Annotated in this window: 22 protein-coding genes and 1 other RNA gene; 6 read left to right on the top strand and 17 right to left on the bottom strand. The window is 34.7% G+C overall.

What is annotated here, in order from left to right:
* Positions 1–272: 272 nt before the first annotated feature.
* Together VB798_RS23200 and rbfA are read right to left on the bottom strand one after the other, a co-directional pair.
* On the bottom strand, positions 273–1,493 hold the full coding sequence (locus tag VB798_RS23200) for an ABC transporter permease (RefSeq protein ID WP_323689625.1): 1,221 nt from the start codon (positions 1,491–1,493) through the stop codon (positions 273–275).
* A gap of 164 nt (positions 1,494–1,657) precedes the next feature.
* Positions 1,658–2,041, bottom strand: coding sequence for a 30S ribosome-binding factor RbfA (rbfA, locus tag VB798_RS23195; protein WP_323689624.1), 384 nt, complete (start codon positions 2,039–2,041; stop codon positions 1,658–1,660).
* Positions 2,042–2,188: 147 nt separating this feature from the next.
* On the opposite strand from rbfA, the gene VB798_RS23190 reads away from it, so the two are divergent.
* On the top strand, positions 2,189–3,595 hold the full coding sequence (locus tag VB798_RS23190; RefSeq protein ID WP_323689623.1) for a hypothetical protein: 1,407 nt from the start codon (positions 2,189–2,191) through the stop codon (positions 3,593–3,595).
* Positions 3,596–3,798: 203 nt separating this feature from the next.
* Here the strand turns inward: VB798_RS23190 and rpiB are convergent, their stop codons facing one another.
* Positions 3,799–4,239, bottom strand: coding sequence for a ribose 5-phosphate isomerase B (rpiB, locus tag VB798_RS23185; protein ID WP_323689622.1), 441 nt, complete (start codon positions 4,237–4,239; stop codon positions 3,799–3,801).
* A gap of 109 nt (positions 4,240–4,348) precedes the next feature.
* On the opposite strand from rpiB, the gene VB798_RS23180 reads away from it, so the two are divergent.
* Positions 4,349–5,080, top strand: coding sequence for an LOG family protein (locus VB798_RS23180; protein WP_323689621.1), 732 nt, complete (start codon positions 4,349–4,351; stop codon positions 5,078–5,080).
* A 189-nt stretch (positions 5,081–5,269) separates the two neighbouring features.
* On the opposite strand, the gene VB798_RS23175 is transcribed toward VB798_RS23180, so the two are convergent.
* The 3 genes from VB798_RS23175 to VB798_RS23165 form a co-directional block, all read right to left on the bottom strand.
* Positions 5,270–5,977, bottom strand: a complete 708-nt coding sequence (locus tag VB798_RS23175; RefSeq protein WP_323689620.1) for a DUF6261 family protein — start codon at positions 5,975–5,977, stop codon at positions 5,270–5,272.
* A 484-nt stretch (positions 5,978–6,461) separates the two neighbouring features.
* On the bottom strand, positions 6,462–6,926 hold the full coding sequence (locus tag VB798_RS23170) for a VOC family protein (protein ID WP_323689619.1): 465 nt from the start codon (positions 6,924–6,926) through the stop codon (positions 6,462–6,464).
* 17 nt (positions 6,927–6,943) lie between these two features.
* Positions 6,944–8,650, bottom strand: a complete 1,707-nt coding sequence (locus VB798_RS23165; protein WP_323689618.1) for a GMC family oxidoreductase — start codon at positions 8,648–8,650, stop codon at positions 6,944–6,946.
* Between the two features lie 171 nt (positions 8,651–8,821).
* Here VB798_RS23165 and VB798_RS23160 point away from each other — a divergent pair, with 171 nt between their 5' ends.
* Together VB798_RS23160 and VB798_RS23155 are read left to right on the top strand one after the other, a co-directional pair.
* Entirely contained in the window at positions 8,822–9,235 is a 414-nt protein-coding gene (locus VB798_RS23160; protein ID WP_323689617.1) for an SRPBCC domain-containing protein, read from the top strand.
* A gap of 53 nt (positions 9,236–9,288) precedes the next feature.
* The gene (locus VB798_RS23155; protein ID WP_323689616.1) at positions 9,289–9,747 is read left to right on the top strand and encodes a YciI family protein; all 459 of its coding nucleotides are present in this window, start codon (positions 9,289–9,291) and stop codon (positions 9,745–9,747) included.
* A gap of 49 nt (positions 9,748–9,796) precedes the next feature.
* On the opposite strand, the gene VB798_RS23150 is transcribed toward VB798_RS23155, so the two are convergent.
* Positions 9,797–10,777 carry an oxygenase MpaB family protein gene (locus tag VB798_RS23150; protein WP_323689615.1) on the bottom strand — a complete coding sequence of 327 codons (981 nt, stop codon included), beginning with the start codon at positions 10,775–10,777 and terminating at the stop codon, positions 9,797–9,799.
* Between the two features lie 434 nt (positions 10,778–11,211).
* Here VB798_RS23150 and VB798_RS23145 point away from each other — a divergent pair, with 434 nt between their 5' ends.
* On the top strand, positions 11,212–11,751 hold the full coding sequence (locus tag VB798_RS23145) for an RNA polymerase sigma factor (protein ID WP_323689614.1): 540 nt from the start codon (positions 11,212–11,214) through the stop codon (positions 11,749–11,751).
* Positions 11,752–11,759: 8 nt separating this feature from the next.
* Positions 11,760–13,295: a hypothetical protein gene (locus VB798_RS23140; protein WP_323689613.1), complete on the top strand. Its 1,536-nt coding sequence runs from the start codon at positions 11,760–11,762 to the stop codon at positions 13,293–13,295.
* A 70-nt stretch (positions 13,296–13,365) separates the two neighbouring features.
* Here VB798_RS23140 and VB798_RS23135 read toward each other — a convergent pair whose 3' ends face one another.
* The 10 genes from VB798_RS23135 to VB798_RS23090 form a co-directional block, all read right to left on the bottom strand.
* On the bottom strand, positions 13,366–13,734 hold the full coding sequence (locus VB798_RS23135) for a sugar 3,4-ketoisomerase (protein WP_323689612.1): 369 nt from the start codon (positions 13,732–13,734) through the stop codon (positions 13,366–13,368).
* On the bottom strand, positions 13,719–14,585 hold the full coding sequence (locus tag VB798_RS23130) for a beta-1,6-N-acetylglucosaminyltransferase (RefSeq protein ID WP_323689611.1): 867 nt from the start codon (positions 14,583–14,585) through the stop codon (positions 13,719–13,721). Before VB798_RS23130 ends, VB798_RS23135 begins: the two co-directional genes overlap by 16 nt.
* A 522-nt stretch (positions 14,586–15,107) precedes the next feature.
* Complete coding sequence (locus tag VB798_RS23125) at positions 15,108–16,019, bottom strand: sugar phosphate isomerase/epimerase family protein (RefSeq protein ID WP_323689610.1); 912 nt, start codon at positions 16,017–16,019, stop codon at positions 15,108–15,110.
* Positions 16,020–16,115: 96 nt separating this feature from the next.
* Positions 16,116–16,625, bottom strand: a complete 510-nt coding sequence (locus tag VB798_RS23120; protein WP_323689609.1) for a hypothetical protein — start codon at positions 16,623–16,625, stop codon at positions 16,116–16,118.
* Position 16,626: 1 nt separating this feature from the next.
* Entirely contained in the window at positions 16,627–18,525 is a 1,899-nt protein-coding gene (locus VB798_RS23115) for an OmpA family protein (protein WP_323689608.1), read from the bottom strand.
* A 165-nt stretch (positions 18,526–18,690) separates the two neighbouring features.
* Positions 18,691–19,332 (bottom strand): 7-carboxy-7-deazaguanine synthase QueE, encoded by a 642-nt coding sequence (locus tag VB798_RS23110; RefSeq protein ID WP_323689607.1) that lies wholly within the window; start codon positions 19,330–19,332, stop codon positions 18,691–18,693.
* 275 nt (positions 19,333–19,607) lie between these two features.
* Positions 19,608–20,045 carry a VOC family protein gene (locus tag VB798_RS23105; RefSeq protein ID WP_323689606.1) on the bottom strand — a complete coding sequence of 146 codons (438 nt, stop codon included), beginning with the start codon at positions 20,043–20,045 and terminating at the stop codon, positions 19,608–19,610.
* 613 nt (positions 20,046–20,658) lie between these two features.
* Positions 20,659–21,056, bottom strand: a transfer-messenger RNA (tmRNA) gene (ssrA, locus tag VB798_RS23100).
* A 154-nt stretch (positions 21,057–21,210) separates the two neighbouring features.
* A complete protein-coding gene (locus VB798_RS23095) occupies positions 21,211–21,792 on the bottom strand; it encodes a hypothetical protein (protein ID WP_323689605.1) in 582 nt (193 codons plus the stop codon).
* A 134-nt stretch (positions 21,793–21,926) separates the two neighbouring features.
* Complete coding sequence (locus tag VB798_RS23090; RefSeq protein WP_323689604.1) at positions 21,927–23,960, bottom strand: TonB-dependent receptor family protein; 2,034 nt, start codon at positions 23,958–23,960, stop codon at positions 21,927–21,929.
* Positions 23,961–23,990: the final 30 nt, after the last annotated feature.

Genomic DNA, 23,990 nt, shown 5'->3' with positions numbered 1-23,990 from the left:
GAGTCAATAATAAATTGCCCTGCCTAAAGTGCATGGAAATGAATTCCTGCTTTGGTAATGCAATTTATAAAAATATTTAATCAAATGAACTTGTTTCTTAACACAGCACCTTGATACAAAAAGTAACAAAAAAATCAAGAATTCCTAAACTCGCTTCGCTCAAACAGTAGGAATTCGTTGCCCATCAATCACAAAAAAGCGGTCGAAATTAGTTTTTCGACCGCTTTTTTGTGATTTTAAAATTCAGGATGACTCATGTTTATAAATTGTCATTAAACAATTTCTACATTGGCAGCTCGCTTGGCTGGAAAATATGATGCTAATAGAGTAATCACAACCACAACAATGGTAGTGAAAAAGAAATCTGAGAATTGCATTTTAACTGGATAAGCATCAATCAATGCCCCAACAATTCCCATCGAAATAAAACCGTAACTTTGTTGTAACCAACATAGAGTAAAACCTAAAATCAAACCGACTATTGCCCCAGTAAAAGCAACAATAGCACCTTCTGATAAAAATATTTTCTGAATCATTCGAGAATCAGCTCCCATTGCATAAAGCGTCTTAACATCTTCTTTTTTCTCGATGGCTAACATTGAAAGCGAAAAAAATATATTAAAACTGGCAATACCAATGATAAAAGTAAGTGTTAGGAACACAAAAAGCTTTTCGATTTTAATCGCTCTCAACAAACTGGCATGTTGCTCATCTTGATTCTGAACGATATAATTTATCCCTAAAATTTCTTGTACCTTATCTTGAATATTCGCTGTTGCTTCCTCATTAACTACTTTTATTTCAATCGCAGTGCGTTGATTGTTCAACTCGAATAAGCTCTGAGCAAACGAAAGTGGCGCATAAATATAGTTATCATCATACTGCTGTTCAATCGCAAAGATTCCAGCAGGTACTAAATTTTGTTTATTAAATGCGTCGGTTGCGTAAAAATCTAAGGTCTTACTTTGCTTATTTCTGGGATACCAAACTTCTAATGGTGTAAAAAAAGCATCAATATCAATTCCTAATTTTACTGCAATCCCCGAACCGACGATTGAATAAGCAATACCATTATCATCTAATATTGCATGCCCGTCAATCATCATTTTCTTCAAACGTTCTTGTTTCAAGAAACTTTCATCAACGCCTTTTAGGTTGACAACCATTTGCGCATCACGATAACGTAACAAAACATTCTCTTCAATTACTTGTGTGATACTTTCTACACCTTGTACTTTACCAATTTTTTGTAATAAGGCTGGCGGACAATTGAAGTATTTCCCTTTCTTCGGACTAATCTTTAAATCAGCATCAAAGCTTTTGTATAAACCTCTTTGGAAATCCTCTAATCCATTAAAAACCGACAATACTACCACCAAAGCCATCGTTCCAACGCCCACGCCCAACATCGAAATCATCGAAATTAAGGAGATGAAGGACGTTTTCTTTCTAGCAAAAAAGTATCGTTTAGCAATAAAGAAAGGGAAATTCATAGGTCAGTTACCAATTGTGATTGAGTGAATGAGTGATTTTGCTGTGAAGATTGCGACGCTTCGATTTGTGAAGAGTGATAAAGCTTTTAATAACTTAATAAAGTATCAGCTTTAGAATAACGAAAAACTAATACTTTAAAAATCACTCATTCACTCAATCACAATTAATCCAGCTCTATTTCTTCTCCTTCTTTCAAAGGTGGGATGTCTAAACCAGAAATTAGAGCGTCCATTTGTGCGGCGTACTCTGCGGTGTCATCAATAAAAAATTCAAGATTTGGAATAATCCTTGCTTGATTGCGGATTCTATTTCCTAAAATACCTCTGATATGTTTAGATTTTTCACGGATGTCTTGCAATAAACCTGCTTTATCATTGGCTAACATAAAGCTTAGATATACTCTTGCAATTGCCAAATCGGGGGTCATTTTAACTTCTGTTATCGTTACAAAAGCCTTCCCGAAAGTTGTACGCATATCTTTTTGAAAAATATCGCTCAAATCTTGTTGAATTAATTTAGCGAATTGTTGTTGTCTCTTCGATTCCATTTTAATTTTAATTTCTGCAAATTCTGATTATCGTAATTTGCGCTACCACATAATATCTTATGCTCTTCTTTCAATAATCTCACAAATTTCGGAATAATTCTTGGATTCACCGTAAATTCGTGAAAAACTTGAATACCTTCATACAATATGCTCAGTTTCTTTAAAGTAAACGCTGTCTATCAAATCTTTAGTTTATTGATTTTACTTATCCTTATCCGAATGCCCGTGTATTTGGTTGGCTTGCCTCAGCTAATCCCCGAATTGCAATGGATGTTGGTTGGCGAACAAATCAATAAAGGCTTTGTAATGTATGCTGAAATTTGGGATAATACTGCGCCACTTTCTACTTTGGTTTATGCTGGACTCGACGGACTTTTCGGTCGTTCACAATCTGTCTATCAAATCGTCGCACTTTTCCTTACATATTTTCAGGCTGTTTACTTTAATGTAATGGTCAATAATAGAGATATTTTAGCCAAAAGAAACTACTTGCCGGGGCTATTCTATTTATTGTTCATGAATATTTCTTTCGACTGCTGTACTCTGTCGCCAGTTTTGATGGCAACAACCTTTGTTTTGCTTTCATTAGGAACATTGGTAAAACAAATGAACAGATTGGAGGCTACCGATGAAGTATTTGAGATTGGCTTTTTAATTGGTATCGCTACTTTATTTTATCCACCAGCAGGTGTATTTATTTTATGGGCTACAGCTTCCCTTTTATTCTTTAGTGGTACAACGTTACGTCAGCATTCATTATCAATATTTGGTTTTATTTTCCCTTTATCGCTTACAGCTTTGTTTTTCTATTTAAGTGGTACTTACGAAGCCTTTTCAAGAAATTTTATTTCTTCGGTTTTCCAACTTCGTCAGTATGATTTGAATGACTTCCGAAGTTTGCTCGCTACTTTGTTATTGCCAATTACTTTTGGAGTTTTAGGTTTTTTAAGATTAGTCAATGCTGTAGGTTTTAATAACTACCAAATTCGTTGCCAACAAGTAATGATGATTTGGGCAATTGTAGGTGTGGTTTCTATCGGTTTGATGCCTTTTTTAGCCCCGATGCAATTCATCATTTTTGTACCTGCCATTGCTTTCTTTACAGTAAGTTTCTTTAACAATACTAAAAGAGCTTGGTTGGCTGAGTTGACTTGTCTAGCTTTATTCGCTGCTGTATTATTGATTCACTATCAAGCTGTTTACTTCAAAGGGGTGGAAACTTTAGTACAATTAAAAAGCTTGAAATTGAAGGAAGAGCCAGATATTAAATTGAGTAATAAAAAAATATTGGTACTCGGCGATGGCATGGAAGAATATAAAAACAATTATGTTGCTACGCCATATATCAACTGGAGTTTGGCTAAATATGAATTAGAAAATCTTGACAACTACGATAATGTTATCAATATTCTTAGAAATGTAGAGAACGATTATCCTGAATTTATTATCGACAAAGTAAATCTTGCTCCAAAATTATTTAAACGAATTCCTGCTTTGGCGAGGAAGTATCATTCAATTGGAAATGGCGTTTATGAATTGAATAATAGGATATAATAAAATCGGTCGAAAAACTAATTTCGACCGATTTTATGTTTTATTAGTTCCGCTAGGAACGGAATATCGGTAGTAGAAGTGCCTGTTTCAAGTCGTTCCAAGCCCCATCGGGGCGAAACATTTCGCCCCGATGGGGCTTGGAACAGGGATATTTACCACAAACATGACTACCGATATTTCGCCTCTCTGAGGCGATTTAAAACCTAGCAAGGAATTTTATTTACTCTTAACTGATGTCTTCCTCCTTCAAATTCTGTTGAAAGAAAAATGTTTGTGATTTCAATCGCTTCTTCTAAAGTCACAAAACGAGCAGGAATACACAATACGTTTGCATCGTTGTGCTGACGAATCAAGGAAGATACTTCTGCATTCCAAGCTAAACCTGCACGAATTCCCTGATGCTTATTGGCTGTAATAGCTACTCCGTTGGCACTTCCGCATAATAAAATACCAAAAGTATATTCTTTGCTTTCAACGGCTAAAGAAAGTGGATGTGCAAAATCTGCATAGTCGCAAGAGGCATTGCTGTATGGACCGAAATCATTTACTTCGTAACCTTTTGCGGTTAAATATGTTATTAATTCGGCTTTGTATTCAAACCCTGCGTGGTCGCCACCGATGGCGATTTTCTTAATAAATTCCATAAAAATTATGTATTTGTAAAATCGAACGATTTTTTTTCGTTATTTCAACCTATTCATTAACAAAGGTACAAAGTATCAATATTTTTTAACGATTAAAATTCAAAAAGCTATGACAGACAGAGAGAGCGGGAAATTAATGACGCATGATGAGAAAATAAAAAAAGCTTTCGTTGACCATACTTGGGCGGAAATTCATTCAGAAGAATCTTGGAGAACCTTCAAAATTATGTCTGAATTTGTAGAGGGTGTAGATAAATTAGCCAAGATTGGTCCTTGTGTTTCGATTTTTGGCTCGGCAAGAACAAAACCCGATAATCCTTACTATTTAATGGCGGAGGAAATTGCTTCTAAATTGGTACGCCACGGTTATGGTGTTATTACTGGTGGTGGCCCGGGCATTATGGAAGCAGGCAACAAGGGAGCTAAATTACAAGGTGGAAAATCTGTAGGTTTGAACATTGAATTACCTTTTGAACAAAAACCGAATGATTATATCGACCGTGATAAAAGTATCGACTTTGAATACTTTTTTGTGCGTAAAGTAATGTTTGTAAAATATTCTCAAGGATTCATCATCATGCCGGGTGGTTTTGGTACGCTTGATGAAATGTTTGAATCGCTTACTTTGATGCAAACCCAAAAGATTGGGCGTTTCCCTGTGGTATTGGTTGGCAAAAAATATTGGAGCGGATTATTTGAATGGATTAAAGAAACGATGGTACCCGAAGGTACTATCAATCCTGATGATTTGGATTTAGTTTCTTTGGTTGATAATCCGACGGATGCTGTGAAAGTAATTGATGATTTTTATGCCAAGTATTTGTTGAAACCTAATTTTTAGGACTAACAGTATTCTCATATTTTCTTTGGAAAAGACCTCACCCCCGACCCCTCTCCTGCTAAGAGGGGAGCTTTAGGAGCTAAAAAAGCCCCCTCTTTACAGGAGAGGGGGTTGGGGGCGGCCGCCGCTGCGGTGAGGTCTTTCGCAGAATAATATTTGGATCTAAAACTTTTTGGACAGCCTCTTCTTTTACTCCTTCCCTCCTCTTTTCGGTCTTGATACATTGTATTTTTTAGTCAATTCTTCAATTTCTTTGATGATATTGCCATATTCGGCTGTGGGATATACCATTTCTAGGGCTTTTAATAAATTAAAAAGGCTTTTGAATCGTGCTATCGCTATCGTTTTACTTTCCTTGAAATTCTTTTCAGGTAAGTTTACTCTTGACATTACCATTATTATGTACAAACTATTAAATGCCAAATTATCTGTTTTCAAGGCTTGAAGCCAGTCTGATAAATGTAGTTTGGTGATTGCTTGGCTCAGACTTTCATCATTTTCAAAATCTCTTATTAGGCTATTCGTTATCTCGGTTTGGTCGTAATATTTCCTTTTTTCAATCTGCTTTCCATACTTAGCAAAAATCCTCAAAATACTTTTGCCAGCCTCCCGAAAATCAGCATCAAAATGCTTTAAATAGCTTGTAGCAATTTCTCTGATGCCTTGTGTTAGCTGATTTCTACGAGTATCCAGCTCCTTTAAACCTTCATTGTGCGGGTTCTTTCTGGCTGTTGAGAAAATCAAATAGAGTTGTTCTATTTCGGAAGAGAGTTCCGCCATTTTTTGACTTACTTCCGTCGTTGGTTGATTCAACGTTTTACAAATGGAGATAACATTTTCCAGAAAGCCAATGGTCGAGGCGTTGGAATAGTGGTAGATTTTTGAGGTATGTATCATGCTTCAAACTATTTATAATGATATTTTTAAAGAAAACGGAGCTTGGCTTTAAATAGTTTGTTTCATGACGATTTTTTTATTCTCCAACTAACTGAAACAGAGTAGTTAACACTATTTCTGGTCATTTTCTAGTAGAATAAGTATAGATACACATGTTTCTAATTATTTTCAAACAGAAATAGTATAGATATACATATATCTAATTATTTTCCAATATAAATAGCATAAATACAAGTGTATCTAATCATTTTCTAGTAGAAATAGATTAGATACAGATATTTCTAATTATTTTTTAATAGAAATAGCATAGGTACAGATATTTCTAATTATTTATCAACAGAAATAGCATAGATACATACATTTCTAAATAGGCTAAAACAAAAACAGGTCAGCAATAGAAGTTGCTGACCTGTTTTTGAGAAAAGGGACGAAAAAATCTGTAGTGAAATGGTGCGGTAGTATCATTTCACCTTTCACATCAACATTATTTCTTCGGCTCATTCAGTTCAATCACATAACCGTCTGGGTCTGTTACATAAATTTGAAATGCGCCATCAAAACGCTTTTGTCTGTGATACGCCACATTGTTTGCTTTCAAAAACTCTTCGATTCCATCCGCAGAATTTGTCGGGATTGATAAAGAGAAATGTGCTCCGTTCTTGTCATTGTTTGCTACAGGTTGTTCTCTGCCCAATAGTAAATGTAATTCTTGTCCGGGTGCAATCTTGAACCATCTTCTAATCGCCAATAAATTATCTGGCACATCCACAGGCGACAAACCGATAATTTCACGATAGAATTTAGCACTTACTTTCAAATCTTTCACGGCTAAACCTACGTGGTTGTAAGAAAGAATTTCAATTCCTTTTTTGGGTGTATCTTGTGCAACAGCCTGCGAAGCAAAGCCAGCACACATCAAAAGGACAATCATCAAGCGAATAGTTTTCATGGATTGAATTTGGTTGTTTATAAATTTCCTTTTTTTAATTCTTTCACCGCATAATCGGCAGCACGGGCAGTCATTGCCATATAAGTAAGCGATGGATTTACACAAGATGCCGAAGTCATAAAAGCGCCATCCGTCACAAACACATTTTTGCAAGCCCACACCTGATTCCATTTGTTGAGTACCGAAGTTTTAGCGTCGTGACCCATGCGGGCAGTTCCCATTTCATGAATTCCCAAACCCGGATAACTCATCTCGTCATAAGCGTTCACATTTTTAAAACCCGCCGCTTCTAGCATTTCAGCGGCATCGTTTTTCATATCCACACGCATTTTCAATTCATTCTCCTTAAACTCAGCATCCATTCTTAAAACAGGTTGCCCCCATTTATCGGTAATTTCTTTAGAAAGTTCTACTTTGTTTTCGTAGTAAGGCAAGCATTCACCGAAACCGCCCAAATCCATACTCCAGTTACCAATTTGTGTTTGTTTGTTTTTGAGTGAAGCACCAAATTCCTCCTCTTCTGCCCACTGTCTGTATCGTCTTGCACCACCTTCGTAGCCAAAACCACGCAGATAATCACGTTTATCAGTACCAATATTACGGAAACGTGGCACATATCCCCCTACTGGATTTCGTCCTTTATAGTACTTATCTTTAAACAATTCGGTTTCGCCATAAGCGCCAATTCTAAAGTGATGATCCATCAAATTATGCCCAAGCTGACCACTATCGTCCATCCCATTCGGAAAACGATTGGAAGTAGAATTCAATAAAATAAAAGTAGAACCCAAAGCAGAAGCATTCAAGAAAACGATTTTGGCGAAAAACTCATGCCATTCACCTGTACGTTCATCAATTACTCTTACGCCTTTGGCTTTCTTTTTTTGTTCATCATAAATAATTGAATTGACGATAGAATGCGGACGAACCGTAAGATTTCCCGTCTTTTGAGCAGCAGGTAAAGTAGCGGCTTGAGAACTAAAATACGCACCAAAGGGACAACCACGCATACACATATCTCGTGACTGACAAGAAGCTCGCCCAAGTGCAGTCTGTTCGGCAGTGGGTTGCGTAATATGCGCCCCACGTCCATGAATTAAATAGCGATTAGGAAATTTCTGACGAATTGTTTTCGAGAAATGTTCTTCGGCACAAGTAAATTCTATCGGCGGTTGGAACTCGCCATCGGGTAAATGTGGAAGTCCGTCACGAGTACCGCAAATGCCCGCAAACTTTTCTGCATAGCTATACCAAGGAGCAATATCTTTATAACGAATAGGCCAATCTATTCCGATGCCCTCTTTCAAATTTGCTTCAAAATCTATATCACTCCAACGCAAAGAAACCCTTCCCCACATCAACGAACGCCCGCCGACATGGTATCCACGAATCCAATCAAAACGCTTGGTTTCGAGATATGGGTTTTCTAAATCGTTTACAAAATGTTCGTGAGTAGATTCGGTGATGGTAAAACCAGTACGGTTTTGAATGGGATGTTTGGCGATAATATCAAGGGGAGCTTTTCCGCCATGTTCAAAATTCCAAGGGTCGGTCAAGGCGGTTTTATAATCTTTTACGTGTTCGATATTTCGTCCACGTTCCAATACTAAAACTTTTAATCCCTTTTGAGTAAGTTCCTTCGCAGCCCAACCTCCGCTAATTCCAGAACCTACCACTATAGCATCATAAGTATTTTGTTCAAAATGGTTCTTGTTGATATTCATTGTTGAGAATGTTGAAAAAAGTATTTGGGATAAAAGTAAAAAATATCTTTGTAAACCCATGCAAACCTGTGGGGTAAGGAAAAAGAAAGTGTTTTTATTTTCTTACATTGAAGAGTATTGAAATCATTATTCATGTATATTTAAAAAACAATTAACTCGGAATCGTTAACAATGGAAGCACTCACTGTACAAACAATCATCAAAGCTCCGATAGAAAAGGTTTGGAAGTATTGGACTACTCCAGCCGACATTATTCAATGGAACAATCCATCGGAAGATTGGGAAACAACTAGTGTGACCATAGATTTAAAAGATAATGGAAAGTTTATCTATAAAATGAAAGCAAAAGACGGTAGTCTGGCTTTTGATTTTACGGGTACTTACGATAAAATAATTATCAACGAATACATTGAATCTACTTTATTCGATAATAGAAAAGTAATCAATATATTCAAACCAAATGGCGATGAAACCATTCTCATCGAAACCTTCGACCCTGAAGCTGAAACGCCAATTCCCGAACAAAAAGCCTTTACGCAAGCAGTGATAGATAATTTTAAAAAATATGTAGAAGGCTTCGAGTAAAACGCTTATCTAAGTTTCGAATATTTCTTAACAGCAAGTAAACATCCTTCATTATGAAATACATTTTTACTTTCTTCTTAGTATTTAGCTTTTGCTTTACAGCCCTTTGTCAAGCAGAAAACCCTGATTATGATAAGAAATTAGCAGACTCGTTGGGGGCTGATGATTATGGAATGAAAAGCTATATTTTGGTGATGTTAAAAACGGGACCCAATAAAATTGACAATAAAGCAACAGTAGATAGTTTATTCAGAGGACATTTAGCCAATATCGGACGACTAGCATCCTTAGGAAAATTGGTAGTTGCGGGACCTTTAGGAAAAAACGATAAATCATATCGAGGAATTTTTATCCTGAATGTAAAAACCATCACCGAAGCCAACGAATTATTAATAACAGACCCAGCTATTAAAGAAAAACTGTTAGAAGCTGAAATATATCCTTGGTATGGTTCGGCAGCACTTCCAACTTATTTAAAATTTCATGATAAGGTTGGAAAGAAGAAAATTTAAATTCGCTTTTATCATTAGGGCTGGACTTAAGCCCTAGTGATAAAAATCATTATTCAGCAGGCTTAAACAATAGTTGATTCGGGATAAAAGGAATCAATTTACTTTCAAAAGGAACGGCTGGTACTCCTAGCAAATCTGCTACTTTATCCCCCAATAAAAAGCGCATTTGTGCAGCTGGAAAAGCTTTTAATAAAGGATTGGGAACAAAACTTTCTAAGGTTTGGAGTAAGGCTTTAGTCAATAATCTGCCTTCTTCTGATGGTCGGAATTGGCGTTTGGCAATTACTTTATCTAGTGTAAAAGCTTCTCTAAGATTATTCGGAATCAAAGCTTTTTCAACACCCATGATATTACTGATTACATTCCAAAGGTGCAAATAAGCTTCCTCTTCACTTTCAGCAGGTGTTTTTCTCGATTTCCTCAATCCACGAATTACGATATAAGAAAAAGCTCCGTTCGTACCTGCCATATCTTCTTGGTTTACAGGTTTTCCCCAAGTATTATCCCAAGAGCCGTGATATTCAGAGAAAAAACGAATGGAAGCATGCATTAATCTTACTTTTAATATTTTGCGGAAAGCGATTCCGTTCTGCCAGTTTTTTTCTTGCATGACAGTAAAAATAAACTCGCCCGTTTCTTCTAATCGCTTTAAAGTATCGTTCTGAATTCTTTGTGATTTTTCCAATACTCTCGCACCATCTGCAGCTGCATAACAATAAGGCAAAGCCAAACAAGCCAACATAATACCTATTCGTTCCTGATTTTCTTGGAAGAAATTCATTCCTTTTTGCATTACTTTCCAATCAGCAAAGTCAGGTAATTCAGGTTTTTGATTCACAAAATCGTTGATGAAACTTAAAGAGTACTCCGCTTCGTTGGTATTAAGCCACTTGAAAAAGTCTCGTAATCCCACCATTTCTGTTTGTAGGAATACTTGTAGAATGATATTATCAGCTACTTCATCACCAGTTTGGCGAAGTCTGTCCATTAATTCATTAGAAAACGAGCGTGTTTGTTTGATGGGTTTCATTTTTTATTTTTAGACAAAAGAAGCAAGATTTTAGATACAAGAAAGTTCTCTTTTTAAGGTAAAGTTCTAACTCAATATCTATCAAAATCATGTTGATTTACAATTGAGTTTCATTTTATTTCCTTTATTTGTGTTAGAATAAAAATTACTAATTTATCCAATACAACAAGGCTATACTTATTTAGTAAGTTCGTTAGATTGTACTCTCATAAGAGTATAACAAAATTCTGACAACTTGTTTTTATTTTTTGTCAATATATTCCTTCTTAAAAATCAGGTTTTGTACATTTGGCATCTTGTGTCTTGAATCTCAAGTCTTGCTTCTTGTCTCTTCCTTCTTTTGTCAAAAAAAATTCTCCCACCTCAACCCACCATTTCATCTCAAATTCCATCTTATCTTTAGAAACCGATTTCTTAGCTATTCGTTTAAAATTATGCCTGATAAACTCTCATCATTCATAGAACAGTTTCAAGAAGGAAATCATCTTGTTTTCGAGAAGATTTACCAAGCCCTTGCGCCAAAAATGTTTGGGGTATGCTTGCGCTATGCTGCGGATAAAGATGAAGCAAAGGACATTTTACAAGAAAGTTTTATCAAGATTTATCATCAACTGAAAAACTTTAGAAACGAAGGTTCTTTTGAAGGTTGGGCAAAACGAGTGGTTGTCAACACCGCTTTAGAATATTTTAGAAGTAAAACCAAATGGAAAAACATTGCTTTTGAAGATAGTGAAGAGGTTTTTGACATAGAAAGTGAAGACGATATTCTTGGTTATTTATCCAATCAAGAAATTTTACAATTGATTCAAGAATTACCGCCATCATACAGGTTAGTGTTTAACCTCTATGTTTTTGAAGGACTGAAACACCGAGAAATTGCCGAACAATTGGGCATTGGCGAAGGTACTTCTAAATCTAATTTGGCTGATGCCAGAAGAATTTTACAGAAAAAATTATCGGGAGTAACGAAATAAAGAAGACAATGGAAGATAACCAAGAAAATAAATTAGATAGCTTTTTCAGAAAGTCTCTTGAAAATCAAGCTTTCCCTCCACCCGAAAATCTATGGAGTAATATCGCTGCGGAAACCATTGCTAAGGAAAGTATAGGAATAGCACCTTTACTTAAATATACTCTTTTATCGTTGGGAATTATCATTACTGCTGGCATTGCTTTATGGTTTTTAACAGATAATGAAGTAATGGAAAAACATCATCAAGAGATTACTTTGCGTACTACAGAAATCTATCCAAAACAACAAGTATTAGCTAATCAATCTGGAGAAACAACCATAAAAAATAGTTCAGAAAATGATGTTAAGACTGAAAAAGATGACGTAGAAAATTCAAGAAGTAATTTACTTAATGTTGATAACCATGTTGAGAAAAAATCTGTCAATGCTACGATTCATAGAAAATCGAGAAACTCATCAAGTATTAATATTCCTACAATTGTTGATACTAAATTGAGTAATTCTGTAAATCAAACATCAGTAGCAATGGGCAATAATAATGGAGAAATACTTACTACAGACAATAAATTAATTAATAACAAGCTGCAAACACTCAGTCACAAAGACCTTTTTTTGAAAGACTTATCATTCAAAAACCATAAAAACCTTAATGGAAAAATTCGCCCAATTCAGTCATTGTCAGATGAAGGAAAAGACGAAAACAAACCTGAAAGTACAGGTTCTAAATTCAGTTTAAAACACCCCATTATTTCCTTCGATTATGGCTCTCTTTGGAATGAATGGACTTTTAAATCTGATAAATCTATGACAGGAACTAACCTATACCCTGAAAAAGGAAAAGGATATAATTTTAAGGCTAATGTTTCTTGGAAGCTCACAAAAAGATCAAGAATGGGCATAAGCTTCACCTACAATACTTATGATGTGGGTGCCCCATACGTTTATTTACCTATTTGGAGTAGTTTTTGGACATCGCCTAAATTAAATTTAACGACCAAGAACGGCACACAATATTATAGTGCAATTTTACCGACAGGTACAGTTAACATTCCCGTTAATAGATTTGATGGTTTTATTACAAAAGTGCCTAATACGTTAGATACTACAAGGGATGTATTCCTTTCAGAAAATCATACGATGAAAACTTATTCCTTGGCACTTACCACTCAGAATGATCTTATATCTTTCAAAAGTAAAAAGAAAAAATACCTCAATTTTCAACTTTATACTGTTGCTGATTTTGTTTTTCAAAGACAAACCTCTTATAGATATATAGCCAACGATGCTCGTATGATGCTGTCTTCGTCTTTAGCAGTAAATGAAAAAGCAAGAATTGACTACACGAGCAATCATCTTGAAAATGCCTCTGATTTTGTTTTTGGTATTCGTGCTGGACTTGGGATACGCTGGCAATTTACACCAAGATTGGGCTTGCATGTAGAAGGTTCAACCCAAAATTCATTCAACACTTGGGTACAAAATCAAGAACTAAAATCTTATATGCGAAGTAATGCACTTAATGTAGGAGTAAATATTGGCTTATAAAGTACTAATGAGTTCATTTCAAATTTTTTCTGGATACTCAAAATCATATTCAGAGAAAATTTGGAATACTCTAAGCATCGTAAGGTTCAAAAATGTAATCGGATGGGTCGAATGCAGTTGAAGCTAATACTAATAAAATGGTATTCGGCTTAAAGTTTTGCATAATATGCCAATCTCTTGATTCAAGAATTAGGCATTTATCAGGAGTATCCAATAAAAACAGCTCTTGTTTTTCTCCATTGTGGTTTACAATTTCACAAGAACCTTGAATACAAATAGCGGCTTGCCTTGTTTCATGGTGCCTATGCCCCCCTCTTGATGATTCATCAACACCATATATATAAAACAATCTTTTTACTTCGAATGGAATGATACGATCTAGAACCGTTAATGAACCTCTGTTATCGTGAAAAGTTTTTAATGTTAAGAGTTCAGCCATTTATTATCTTTAAGTATGTTTTTATCAATTAAATCCAGTATTTCTGAATCGTGACTCATTTTAAATTTTCTAGCAAAAAGATGTTCCGACTTCATTAAACTATCAAAATCTTCAACACCAAGCGTTTTGGGATGTGATCCCCCAGCCGACCAATCTAAATATATTACATGATTATTTGTTATGGCATCTCGATAACAAGAATTCATTAAAATAGTTTGAAAAACAAACTCGTCACAGCCCCAACTATATAGAAAGAAATTTAAAAATTTTCTATTTCCTTCAACTGTTTTTACTACATAATTAGCAGCATCTTGCGTTAAAGTCCAAAACATTGCCTTGCCATAAATAGTAAGTTCTTTAGGTATTTTTCTTGGAGCAAGAAAAATATTAATTAGCCATTCAAGCTTATATTTTCCTCTGAATGTAAAGTTAACTAAATGAAAACGATTTAGTTTTGGAATGTCTTCCTTTACATCCTGTTCAATATTGATGGCTTCGATAAATTGTTTTCCTTGATTAGCTTTCAAAAACGCTAAAATATATTCTAAAGGTTTAATTGGATAATCTTGTCCACTCATAAAGTTGATATAATTATACTTTTTTCCTGTTGCTTCAATTTCTTTAATACAACTAAAAGTGGCTTTAACAGTATTATATCCAGCCCATCTTACTTCAACTCGATTTTTGATTAGATAAACATTTTTAATATCATTTAAATATAGGTGAGGCTTTATATCTATTTTTTCATCGACATGAATATAAAAATCTGAGTCTGGATGCCACAGATTCATAATCATTCTTTCAGTCTGCTTTGGGTCAGTATAAGTTAATATTAAGTGAGCTAATTTCATATTTCATGTAGGATAATATTTACAATTATATTATAAAAATAAATAATTATACCCCGTTTACCAATGTTTTTACAGTTAAAAAACAAAGTATTTCCTCACTTGTAAAATATCTATAAACTCAGAAACAAGCGTTTTATCTATCCATTTATTAACCAAGAAGCATCCCTGTTTATTGTTCTATTAGTTTTTAAAACATCATTACAAAGCATCAATATGATTAGTTAATCCTATCGTGGAGATTCATTTGTCGGAACAACCAATAAATGCCCAGATGAATGGAGAAAAGATAGTTCCAACTTTCTTTTAGAAAGATTTATTATTTCTTTGAACTTCGATAAATATACGAAAGCATGCCATCAAAGATTTAGCATATTCAACTTTGCAAAAATTAGGGGAGTGATTTCTTGAGGAGAGATAATAAGAAATACCAGAGGAAAATAGTAACAAGGAGTAAAATATTGTCAATTTTAGCTTAGACAAATCTAGCAATTTGTCTAAGCCGCTAAAGTTATTCAAATACAATTAAATCTTAAAGCCGATTGTATCTTTTAAAAATGCTTTACTGATTTCTGCTGACTGCAAAGGAGTACGAGTTTTTTCAGGTACGCCATCTAATTCTACAATTGCCCATTTTTTATAGTTAATCTTTTGAAGATTATCAAAGACCGCTTTCAAATCTACATTTCCTTGTCCTAATTCTACAAATTTATAAGCTTTGGGGTCATTAGGCTTATCTGCCAAAGGACTCTTTACATCTTTAATATGCAATGCTCCAATGATGTCCTTATATTGTAAAACTGCCTTTGCAGGAATGCCTCCTCCTTGATGATAATGAGCAACATCCAATAATAATTTTATGTATTTAGGATTCATCGCCTGTACAATTACATCTACTTCTTCGGGGGTTTCTCCTAATTGGTGCATGTGATTATGATACACCGCTTGTACTCCTAAATCAGCCGTTTGTTTTCCAATCTCATTCATAACGAAAGCCAAACGTTTTAACTCATCGGTTGTTGGCAATCTATCTTTCGGACGCACAGAATTAGTTAATTGAATAGCGTTTCCACCCAAGGCTTTTACAAAACTTGCATGAGCTACGTGATAATCAATAGTACTTGCTTCTTTAGCAGGGTCAATCTCAACATTTCCACTAGAAAACATCGCTAAAGACAAACCGTTAGAAGCGATTACGTCTTTCAATTCTTGTACTTTGGTTTTATAGGTATCATAGGCATTGGCTCTTAATTGAACGCCTTTAAAGCCTAATGAAGTAATATCTTTCATAGCATCAAGGTCTTTGCCACCCCAAGTAATGGCAGAATATGCTAATTGAAGATTAGGTACTTTAGCCAGACTTTCAAAAGAAAACAGAGAAGCAGAAGCTAATAAACCTGCTTGATAAAGGAAATCACGACGAGAAATTTCAGACATTTTCTTAGTTATTTTAGGATATGTAATACTTTATGTCAAAAGTATAAAGCAAGTTTAAACTACTGAAATTCTGAGATTAAAAATATGCTTTCACACTCAAAGCTGACTCAAAATCTTTAATGCTCGATTCTTAAATGCTGGAGATTGATATGGCAATTGCTCTTCTAAGATAAATTTCAATTCCGTTTTAAGTTCAGGATAATGCTTGCTGAGATTGGACAAAACCGTCATTGAAAATGCTTTGATGGCAACCGCTTCTTCATGGTTACTCAAGTATTGAAAGCAAATATCTGCCGCAATTCCATTTAACTCTTCAGGGATTTCAACAGTTTGTAACACTCGAATCGTATTACGTTTGATGGCATCGTGTAAATTATCTTGCTTGAGATTCAACAGCATTTTTTCAATGTAAGGCATTATCAAAAAATTCCAACGGTCAATACAATGCGACATAATATTGGCAGCATGCTGGTTTTTCCTGCTATCTCCTTCAAAGAAAACAGTCATTAATTCATCAAATCTTGCTGGATTTCCATCTATCCAATCAATGATTATAGCAAACTTTTCTTTTGAAAACCGTTCTGGAATAGCTTCTTTGACATTCATTTTATAAAAATTTTATCTCTATTCTTCGGTTTAGTTTTCTATTTTCTGCGGAAGTATTTGGCAAAAGTGGTTTGGTTTTCCCATATCCTTCTGATTTTACCATGGCAGGGTTTATTCCTTTCTGCACTAAATAATCTCTGACGGATTTGGCTCTTTTCTGAGATAAAATTAAGTTCTCAGCGTCCTTTCCTACATCGTCAGTATGCCCCGAAACTTCAATCGGTAAACCTTTATTTTCATTCAGCAAAAGTGTTAATTTATCCAATTCAATCATAGACGCTGGTTGTAATTCCCATTTTCCAGTATCAAAAAAGATATTGTTTAATATTTCTTTCGCATTCTTTTGAATAGGTTCAAGTGAAATATTAAGGATTTTATCAATCCCGATTTGTTGTGATAAATCCACATTGATACTCTTGAAAAAGTAGCCTTTTTTATTCACAAAAATGGCGTATTCGTTGCCAGCCGTAAGTACGAAAGTATAAATTCCAGTTTGATTATCAGCAGTAAATAAACCTATTTTTTCTTTATCTTTCAATGATACTAATTCAATGTTAGCCGATATTTTTTGCTTGGTTTGTGCATCAGTAACAACTCCTTTCAAGAAAAAAGTAGGTTTGAATTTAGCCTGTAAACTTTCTGGCAAAGTAATTTCTACAATTTTTGCCCTACGAATTTTATCATCTTGACTTCTTTCCAGAGAATAATAAGCTTTTTTGCTATCTGAACTAATATATAAAGCAACTTGGTCTTCATGAGTATTCAATGGAAAGCCTAAATTTTCTGGAGTACTCCATTTCCCTTGTTGATTTTCAGCAAAAAACAAATCCAATCCGCCCATACCAACATGTCCTTCGGAAGAGAAAAAAAGCGTTTTACCATTGGCATGAATAAATGGAGAAAGGTCGTCTTCTACGGTATTGATTGTATTGCCTAGATTGATTGCCTTCGTCCAAGTATTACTTGAGTCTAATTGACTTACCCAAATATCTCTTTTACCTATACTTCCTTTTCTATCCGAAACGAAGTATAAAGTTCGTCCATCGGCAGAAAGCGATGGCTGAGATTCCCATTCGCCAGAATTAATGTTTGTTCCTAAATTTTGTGGTGCCGACCAGTCATTTCCTTCTTTATAAGCAATGAATAAATCGCAACTTCCAAAGCCTCTTCTCCCACCACAAGAAGTAAAAACCAAAGTTCTACCATCCGCAGAAATAGAAGCCGTTCCTTCATTTTCAAGCGTATTGATTTTATCTGAAATTGAAACAGGAACAGACCAAGTACTGTCTTTGAAAACAGATTGATAAAGATTCTCATCTTTATCTTGTTGACCCGTAAAAATTAGTGTTTCACGGTCAGCAGAAAGTACGGGGAAGTATTGAGAATCAAAACGATTGACAGTTTTGGGTAATTCAACTGGTGTAATTTTTAGCGGATTTTCTAAAGATTTAAGGGCAAACTTACAGCTTTCTAAACGAGCCAAATATCGTTTTTGGTTTGAAACTGCAACAGCGGGAAGTCCTTTTTCCAGATAAACTAAAGCCTTTTGATAATCTCCTTTTTTGAGGTATAATTGTCCCACCTGTTGCGAAGCGATTTCGGTAACAGAGCTTTTTTCTTTGGCATTTACAGCTTTTTCATAATTGAGTATGGCATTGCCAAATTGGCGACTTTGTTCGTACAATTTGGCTAAATGAAAGTAAGGTTCGACAAATAAATTATCTTTTTCAATGGCTTCTTCAAATTCATTGAAAGCCATTTCAATGTTGCGTTCTTGTAATGCTTTTAAACCTTTTTGGTAAGCCTCAATTGCTTTTTTATTGGTTGAAGACAGCGTATTTTGAGCTTTTGAATGAGAAGTACAAACAAATAAAACGAAGAATAAAAGAAAGTATCTCATGTCTGAAAAATTTAATAGAGCAAAAGAATTTAAGTAAATGAATAAAAGTTTTCAGGATAAAAACGATTGCTCAAATCTAAATTCATTAGGGTGGGACTTAAGTCCCACCCTAATGAAAAGAAACATTTTGTACACCTAATTATGCGCTATTAACTCATTCGATTACTAAGGAATATCCATAAATTTATGAACTTGTAACGAAATTCTCCACTTCGGATTGTTCTTGATGTACTCAATGATTTGTGGAAGCATTTGTTCCATTCTACTCCATTCAGGTTGAAGGTATAACATACAATCTGGAGAAACCACCGCTGCAAAGCTTTCAGCCCATTCAAAATCTGATTGATTGAAAATGATTACTTTCAATTCATGCGCTTTTGCATAAATATCAGGATTAGGCGATTTGAATTTTTTAGGTGAAAAACAAATCCAATCCCAAACACCCGTTACTTGTTCGCAAACGCCAGATGTTTCTATATTGGTTTCAAAACCAGCTTGATGCAAAGCTTCAGTTAGTTCATCTAAATTGTGCATCAAAGGCTCTCCACCTGTGATTACCGCCAAACGCCCTTCATGAGCAGAAGCCTCCGCCACGATTTGACTAATACTTAATTTTGGATGTGCGTTTATATCCCAAGATTCCTTCACATCGCACCAGTGACAGCCCACATCGCATCCGCCTAAACGAATAAAATAAGCGGCTCTGCCTTGATGAAAGCCTTCGCCTTGAAGCGTATAAAAGGCTTCCATCGTAGGAAGTGATTGATTGGAAGGAAGAATTTCTATATCGTTTTGCTCTTTTGTCATGCGTGTAATATAAATAAAAATACAAACACAAAATTAGCACATTTCCCTCAGTAAATTGTTGTTGGGGTTTGAAAGCTGTAAAAGGGAGGATTTGAAGGTGCTGAGGATTGATTGTAGATGTATTTAAACTCATGGCATGACTCAGAGTCATGCCATGAGTAACAAACTATTTATCAACTCTTCTACTTGTCTTTCTGAACTAGTAGAAAAGCAGTAATTCATAATACTTTATTCGGTTAAAACAGAATTCATTTTAGGTACAAGTGACGCTACGATTAAATCTGTCCTTTATAATTTGGGTCAAAATCTACCATCCATTCAATTCCGTATTTGTCTCTAAACATACCAAAATATGAACCCCAAGGACTGTCGGCAATAGGCATTTCAATTTGTCCGCCTTCTGAAAGTCCGTTAAATAATTTGTCGGCTTCTTCTTTGCTTTCTGCACTGATTGAAATTTTACTTCTGTGTTCATTTTCGTTTGTTTTTCCCATAATTTCGGGAACATCATTAGCCATCAGAACGTTGTTGCCAATCGGCAAAGCAATGTGCATTATTTTGTTTGCTTCATTTTCTGAAACTGTAAATTCAGGACCAGCAAGGTCTTTGAAACGCACAATCGTTGCGAATTCTCCACCAAATACAGATTTGTAAAAAATAAATGCTTCTTCGGCATTTCCGTTAAAGTTAATGTGAGGATTGATGAGTGCCATAGTTTTTTAGTTTAAATTCTTTATACACAAACCTAAGCTTTAACAGTAAATAAACAAGGTATAAAAGCGACAAAATAGAGGTTCTTTGTGCCAATATCTACAATTAGTCTCAAGTTCTCTCCTACGACTCAAATTAAAAAGAACATCCGATGATTCTATTGAAACTATTTTTTTCTTCGATGAAGAAAATTATCTCTATTTTGTGATAGAAATATAGTCTTTGTAATTGGTGCATTACTTAGGCAGGTGTTGGTGATTTTTTTATTAAAATAATGGATTGATACAAAAAAACCAATTATCACTCTTGATAGCATATAAATAACTAATTTCCAATCAATTACATATATTATTTTTAACAATTCCGTCTAATATATAGGAAAAAGTACAAAGTCTATAGAAAAAAACTTGTCAGAAAAATTGCAAAGTAGATAAGAAAAACTCCATTACTTACTAGAAAATGTTTAGAGTAAACTAGAACAATAAGAGTTCTTTTTAGAAAAATTCTCAGGAAGACAATTGTACTAATGGGTATAATAAATAGAATGTTTTAGGAAGAATACGGAAAGGCATATAAAACAAAAACCGCTCATACACATTGTATAAGCGGTTTAAGGAGTGGAGACGGAGAGATTCGAACTCTCGTCCAGACAAGGAACTCGATAGCTTTCTTCACGTTTAGTCTTGATTATTTTTTCGAGATAGGCAGGGTTCAAGCCGGACCTTAAACTATCCTTATCCTCTTTGTACTAAATGTTTGCTTAGAGAAATCACAACATTCGACTCTGCGTTTCGACACCCCGTATCCCAGCGGCAGAGTTTAGCCGAGTGGGGTGTGGCGAATAGCTCCAACTCCGTTGATAACTATCCAAAACGAAATCCTTTAAGGATTAAGCTGCCATGGCATACTGAGTATTGCCGATTGTTTTTCGGACTAATTTTTAACAGGAGATTAGACCAACTCCCGACGTGCTTACCACCGACCTGCACAAGCTGTCAATACCGGTCGCCCCCAAATGATTAAAAGAACCTCAAATGAAATGAAATGTTTCATTCTTTGGGATGGCGAAGATAATATAATTTTTGAAGAGTTTGGAAAAAAATATTTTACCAACAGATTTTCAGAGATAATAATTGTAGATTCTCTTAGAGAAATGCAGGGAAAGAATCAGTGAGAATCATCCAGTGAAATGTCAGGATTTTGTTCCATTTTATCGATAAACTCAATAATGGCTTTTTTTTGTAGTAGCCAATTCAAACACCAGTTTACATAGTTATATCGCTGTTCATTTTTTTCTGTTGATTTTAATGTATTATTAATTAACAGAATAGATGTGTTTATATCTTTTTTTGAAACTTTTCCTTCATATTCCTTCAAGATTAAATGAATCATTTCAAAGGCTTCAAAATTGTCCTTTTTAGGATTAAGGTTACATAAAATGTCAATTATATCAACAACATAATCTCCTATATTTTTATCAAGTAGAGAATATATTAATGACCCAATGTCTTCACCATTGAGATATTTTTTAACATCATTGATAACAATTGGAACAAAATCTTCATTACTAATTTCAGAAAGTAAAATGGCAATATCATTTTTCACCTGACAAGGTTTTAAAGCTACAAATGAATCAATTAAAGAAGAGGAATACATTGCTATATCCAGTTCAATACTCTTTAATAACTTAAATGCTTTTTCTTCATTTTCATTTACCAATGTATTTTTAATTTTTTCATAATTTTTCATAGATAAGTATTTAGAATAAATTAATTGAGAATATAAACCTATAAGGGTTTGAGGTTAAAGTTCTTATTATTAGTCAATTATATAAATCCTTATAGGTTTAATTAATCCGACGACAGAAATCCCAAATCCCATATCTAAAACGCTCGCACACTAATTCCTCCAAACAAAAAGCTTCCAGAAGCGGGTTCAAAATAACGATTTGCTGTAGCATTGATTTGAACATTGGCATTGTAAACGGTATTCGTTAAGTTGTTAATACCGATAAAAGGTTCTAAAGTTAAAGCTCCAATTTGCTTACGATAGCCCACTCGTACATTTGCTGTGAAATATCCATTATTAGTTACAGTATTCGCATCATCCGCATAAATCTTGCTGATACTTCTTAACTGAACAATGCCAAATAAACCAGATTTATCGAAATATCTAAACTCCGAATAAATATTATGTTTCGGAATGCCCGGCAAAGTATTTCCATCAAATTTTCCAGCAGTTGTTTGGTATTCTTTGTAAGCAAAATCGGAGAGAGTATAATTCAAATAAGTAGTTAAACCTGCCAATATTTTGTAGGTTAAACCAGCTTCAATACCTTTTCGGTTAGATAAACCTGCATTTCTAAAGAATGTTCTTCCTGCTTGTCCTGCAATTTGGTAAGCAACAATCTCATCTTGTACTTCAATCGTGAAAAGGGCTAGGTCAAATCTTAATTTTTTACTAAGAATACCTTTATAACCCAATTCAAAATTTCTTGATTTCTGAGGACTTAAATCAGGATTAAAACCGCCAGTATTCAATGGATTATTGGATAATTCATTCAAAGATGGCGTTTCAAAACTGCTTGAAATATTGGTGTAAATAGATTGATTGGCTGTTGGAGCAAACGAAAATCCTAACATCGGACTAAAACGCTGAAAAGACTGTGTTGAAGATTCGTCGCCACCACTCAAGAATTTATCCAAAATTTTTAATTGAATATCATCAAAACGAGTATTTAATGAAAGTCTGAATTGATGATTGAAAGTATATTCTTGCAAGATAAATGTACCGATATTGCTGAAAGATTCAATTTGGTCGAGTTTTAAATTGCCTCTTTCTCCTTTTTTATTATCATATCTTTGGCGATTATCCTCTTGATTTTCAAGGTCTAATCCTGCTTTTAATCTATATTTTTTTTCAGTGAATTGATAGTTGAAACCTCCGCCAGAAAAATCTCTTTTAAAGGCAATTTGTCCGTTTGCTTCAAAAGCTTGCAGATTACTAAAATCACGATTTAAGTAAAATGCTCGTACATTGATTTGATGTTTTTCGCCAATTTTTTGATCGTAAATCAAGGCTATTTTTGCTTGTTGAAAAGTCTCGTAAGCATTGTAGTCTATGTTTAATTGTCTGGCTTGTCGTCTATCTTTGTCAATATCTGCTTGCGTTAATCCTCCTGGGTCTTCTGCTTTTGGACTATCCACATAACTCATCAAAACACTCAGATTACTTTTATCTGAAAACTTATAAATTACTTTTCCATTGAAAAAATTACGTTCTAAAGCACTGTGATTACGATAACCAGTACTTGTCAAACGAGAAGCATTGAAAAAATAAGTGACTTTCCCAATTTCTTGACCCGTTTTAAATTGTAATCTTTGAAACCCAAAAGAGCCGAAAGTAGCTTGTGCTTCGGCAAAAAAAGTTTTAGGCGTTTCTGAAAAAAGACTAATTACGCCACCCGAAGCATTGCCATACAAACCAGCAGTTGGTCCTTTAATTACTTCCATGCGTTCCATTAAACCCATGTCTAAATTGCCAACTTTTGCGGTTCCGTCTGGAATAGATTCTGGAATGCCATCCATCACAACCTTCAAGCCACGAATACCAAAAGAAGCTCTTGCACCAAAACCACGAATAGAAATGCGTAAATCTTGGGCGAAGTTTTCAGAATTCATGGCAAAAACGCCAGGCACGGCACCGAGCGCATCGAACATTGAAAGTTTGGATTGTCCAGTTTGTAAACGAGTTTGGTCGATAACCGTAACAGCCAAAGGCCTTTGAATATCCTTTCCAACAAAACGAGAAGAGCTAATAATAACAGGTTGAAGTTCAGTGACTTTCAAACTTGAGTCTGTTTGAGCCACCAAAGCAAAGGAATTTATAAAGCAGAGTAAGGATAAAAGTATTTTCATTTTTGAATTTTTCTGAAAGATAATTCAAAA

Source organism: Arcicella lustrica (genome assembly GCF_034930985.1).
Classification (GTDB): domain Bacteria; phylum Bacteroidota; class Bacteroidia; order Cytophagales; family Spirosomataceae; genus Arcicella; species Arcicella lustrica.
Note: the sequence above shows the minus strand (reverse complement) of the source record. Positions and strands in the feature narration are given on the sequence as shown.

What these genes read in the sequence shown, in the direction of transcription:
- VB798_RS23200 (WP_323689625.1), bottom strand. Translation starts at nt 1,493, where the DNA reads ATGAATTTCCCTTTCTTTATTGCTAAACGATACTTTTTTGCTAGAAAG.
- rbfA (WP_323689624.1), bottom strand. Translation starts at nt 2,041, where the DNA reads ATGGAATCGAAGAGACAACAACAATTCGCTAAATTAATTCAACAAGAT.
- VB798_RS23190 (WP_323689623.1), top strand. Translation starts at nt 2,189, where the DNA reads ATGCTCAGTTTCTTTAAAGTAAACGCTGTCTATCAAATCTTTAGTTTA.
- rpiB (WP_323689622.1), bottom strand. Translation starts at nt 4,239, where the DNA reads ATGGAATTTATTAAGAAAATCGCCATCGGTGGCGACCACGCAGGGTTT.
- VB798_RS23180 (WP_323689621.1), top strand. Translation starts at nt 4,349, where the DNA reads ATGACAGACAGAGAGAGCGGGAAATTAATGACGCATGATGAGAAAATA.
- VB798_RS23175 (WP_323689620.1), bottom strand. Translation starts at nt 5,977, where the DNA reads ATGATACATACCTCAAAAATCTACCACTATTCCAACGCCTCGACCATT.
- VB798_RS23170 (WP_323689619.1), bottom strand. Translation starts at nt 6,926, where the DNA reads ATGAAAACTATTCGCTTGATGATTGTCCTTTTGATGTGTGCTGGCTTT.
- VB798_RS23165 (WP_323689618.1), bottom strand. Translation starts at nt 8,650, where the DNA reads ATGAATATCAACAAGAACCATTTTGAACAAAATACTTATGATGCTATA.
- VB798_RS23160 (WP_323689617.1), top strand. Translation starts at nt 8,822, where the DNA reads ATGGAAGCACTCACTGTACAAACAATCATCAAAGCTCCGATAGAAAAG.
- VB798_RS23155 (WP_323689616.1), top strand. Translation starts at nt 9,289, where the DNA reads ATGAAATACATTTTTACTTTCTTCTTAGTATTTAGCTTTTGCTTTACA.
- VB798_RS23150 (WP_323689615.1), bottom strand. Translation starts at nt 10,777, where the DNA reads ATGAAACCCATCAAACAAACACGCTCGTTTTCTAATGAATTAATGGAC.
- VB798_RS23145 (WP_323689614.1), top strand. Translation starts at nt 11,212, where the DNA reads ATGCCTGATAAACTCTCATCATTCATAGAACAGTTTCAAGAAGGAAAT.
- VB798_RS23140 (WP_323689613.1), top strand. Translation starts at nt 11,760, where the DNA reads ATGGAAGATAACCAAGAAAATAAATTAGATAGCTTTTTCAGAAAGTCT.
- VB798_RS23135 (WP_323689612.1), bottom strand. Translation starts at nt 13,734, where the DNA reads ATGGCTGAACTCTTAACATTAAAAACTTTTCACGATAACAGAGGTTCA.
- VB798_RS23130 (WP_323689611.1), bottom strand. Translation starts at nt 14,585, where the DNA reads ATGAAATTAGCTCACTTAATATTAACTTATACTGACCCAAAGCAGACT.
- VB798_RS23125 (WP_323689610.1), bottom strand. Translation starts at nt 16,019, where the DNA reads ATGTCTGAAATTTCTCGTCGTGATTTCCTTTATCAAGCAGGTTTATTA.
- VB798_RS23120 (WP_323689609.1), bottom strand. Translation starts at nt 16,625, where the DNA reads ATGAATGTCAAAGAAGCTATTCCAGAACGGTTTTCAAAAGAAAAGTTT.
- VB798_RS23115 (WP_323689608.1), bottom strand. Translation starts at nt 18,525, where the DNA reads ATGAGATACTTTCTTTTATTCTTCGTTTTATTTGTTTGTACTTCTCAT.
- VB798_RS23110 (WP_323689607.1), bottom strand. Translation starts at nt 19,332, where the DNA reads ATGACAAAAGAGCAAAACGATATAGAAATTCTTCCTTCCAATCAATCA.
- VB798_RS23105 (WP_323689606.1), bottom strand. Translation starts at nt 20,045, where the DNA reads ATGGCACTCATCAATCCTCACATTAACTTTAACGGAAATGCCGAAGAA.
- VB798_RS23095 (WP_323689605.1), bottom strand. Translation starts at nt 21,792, where the DNA reads ATGAAAAATTATGAAAAAATTAAAAATACATTGGTAAATGAAAATGAA.
- VB798_RS23090 (WP_323689604.1), bottom strand. Translation starts at nt 23,960, where the DNA reads ATGAAAATACTTTTATCCTTACTCTGCTTTATAAATTCCTTTGCTTTG.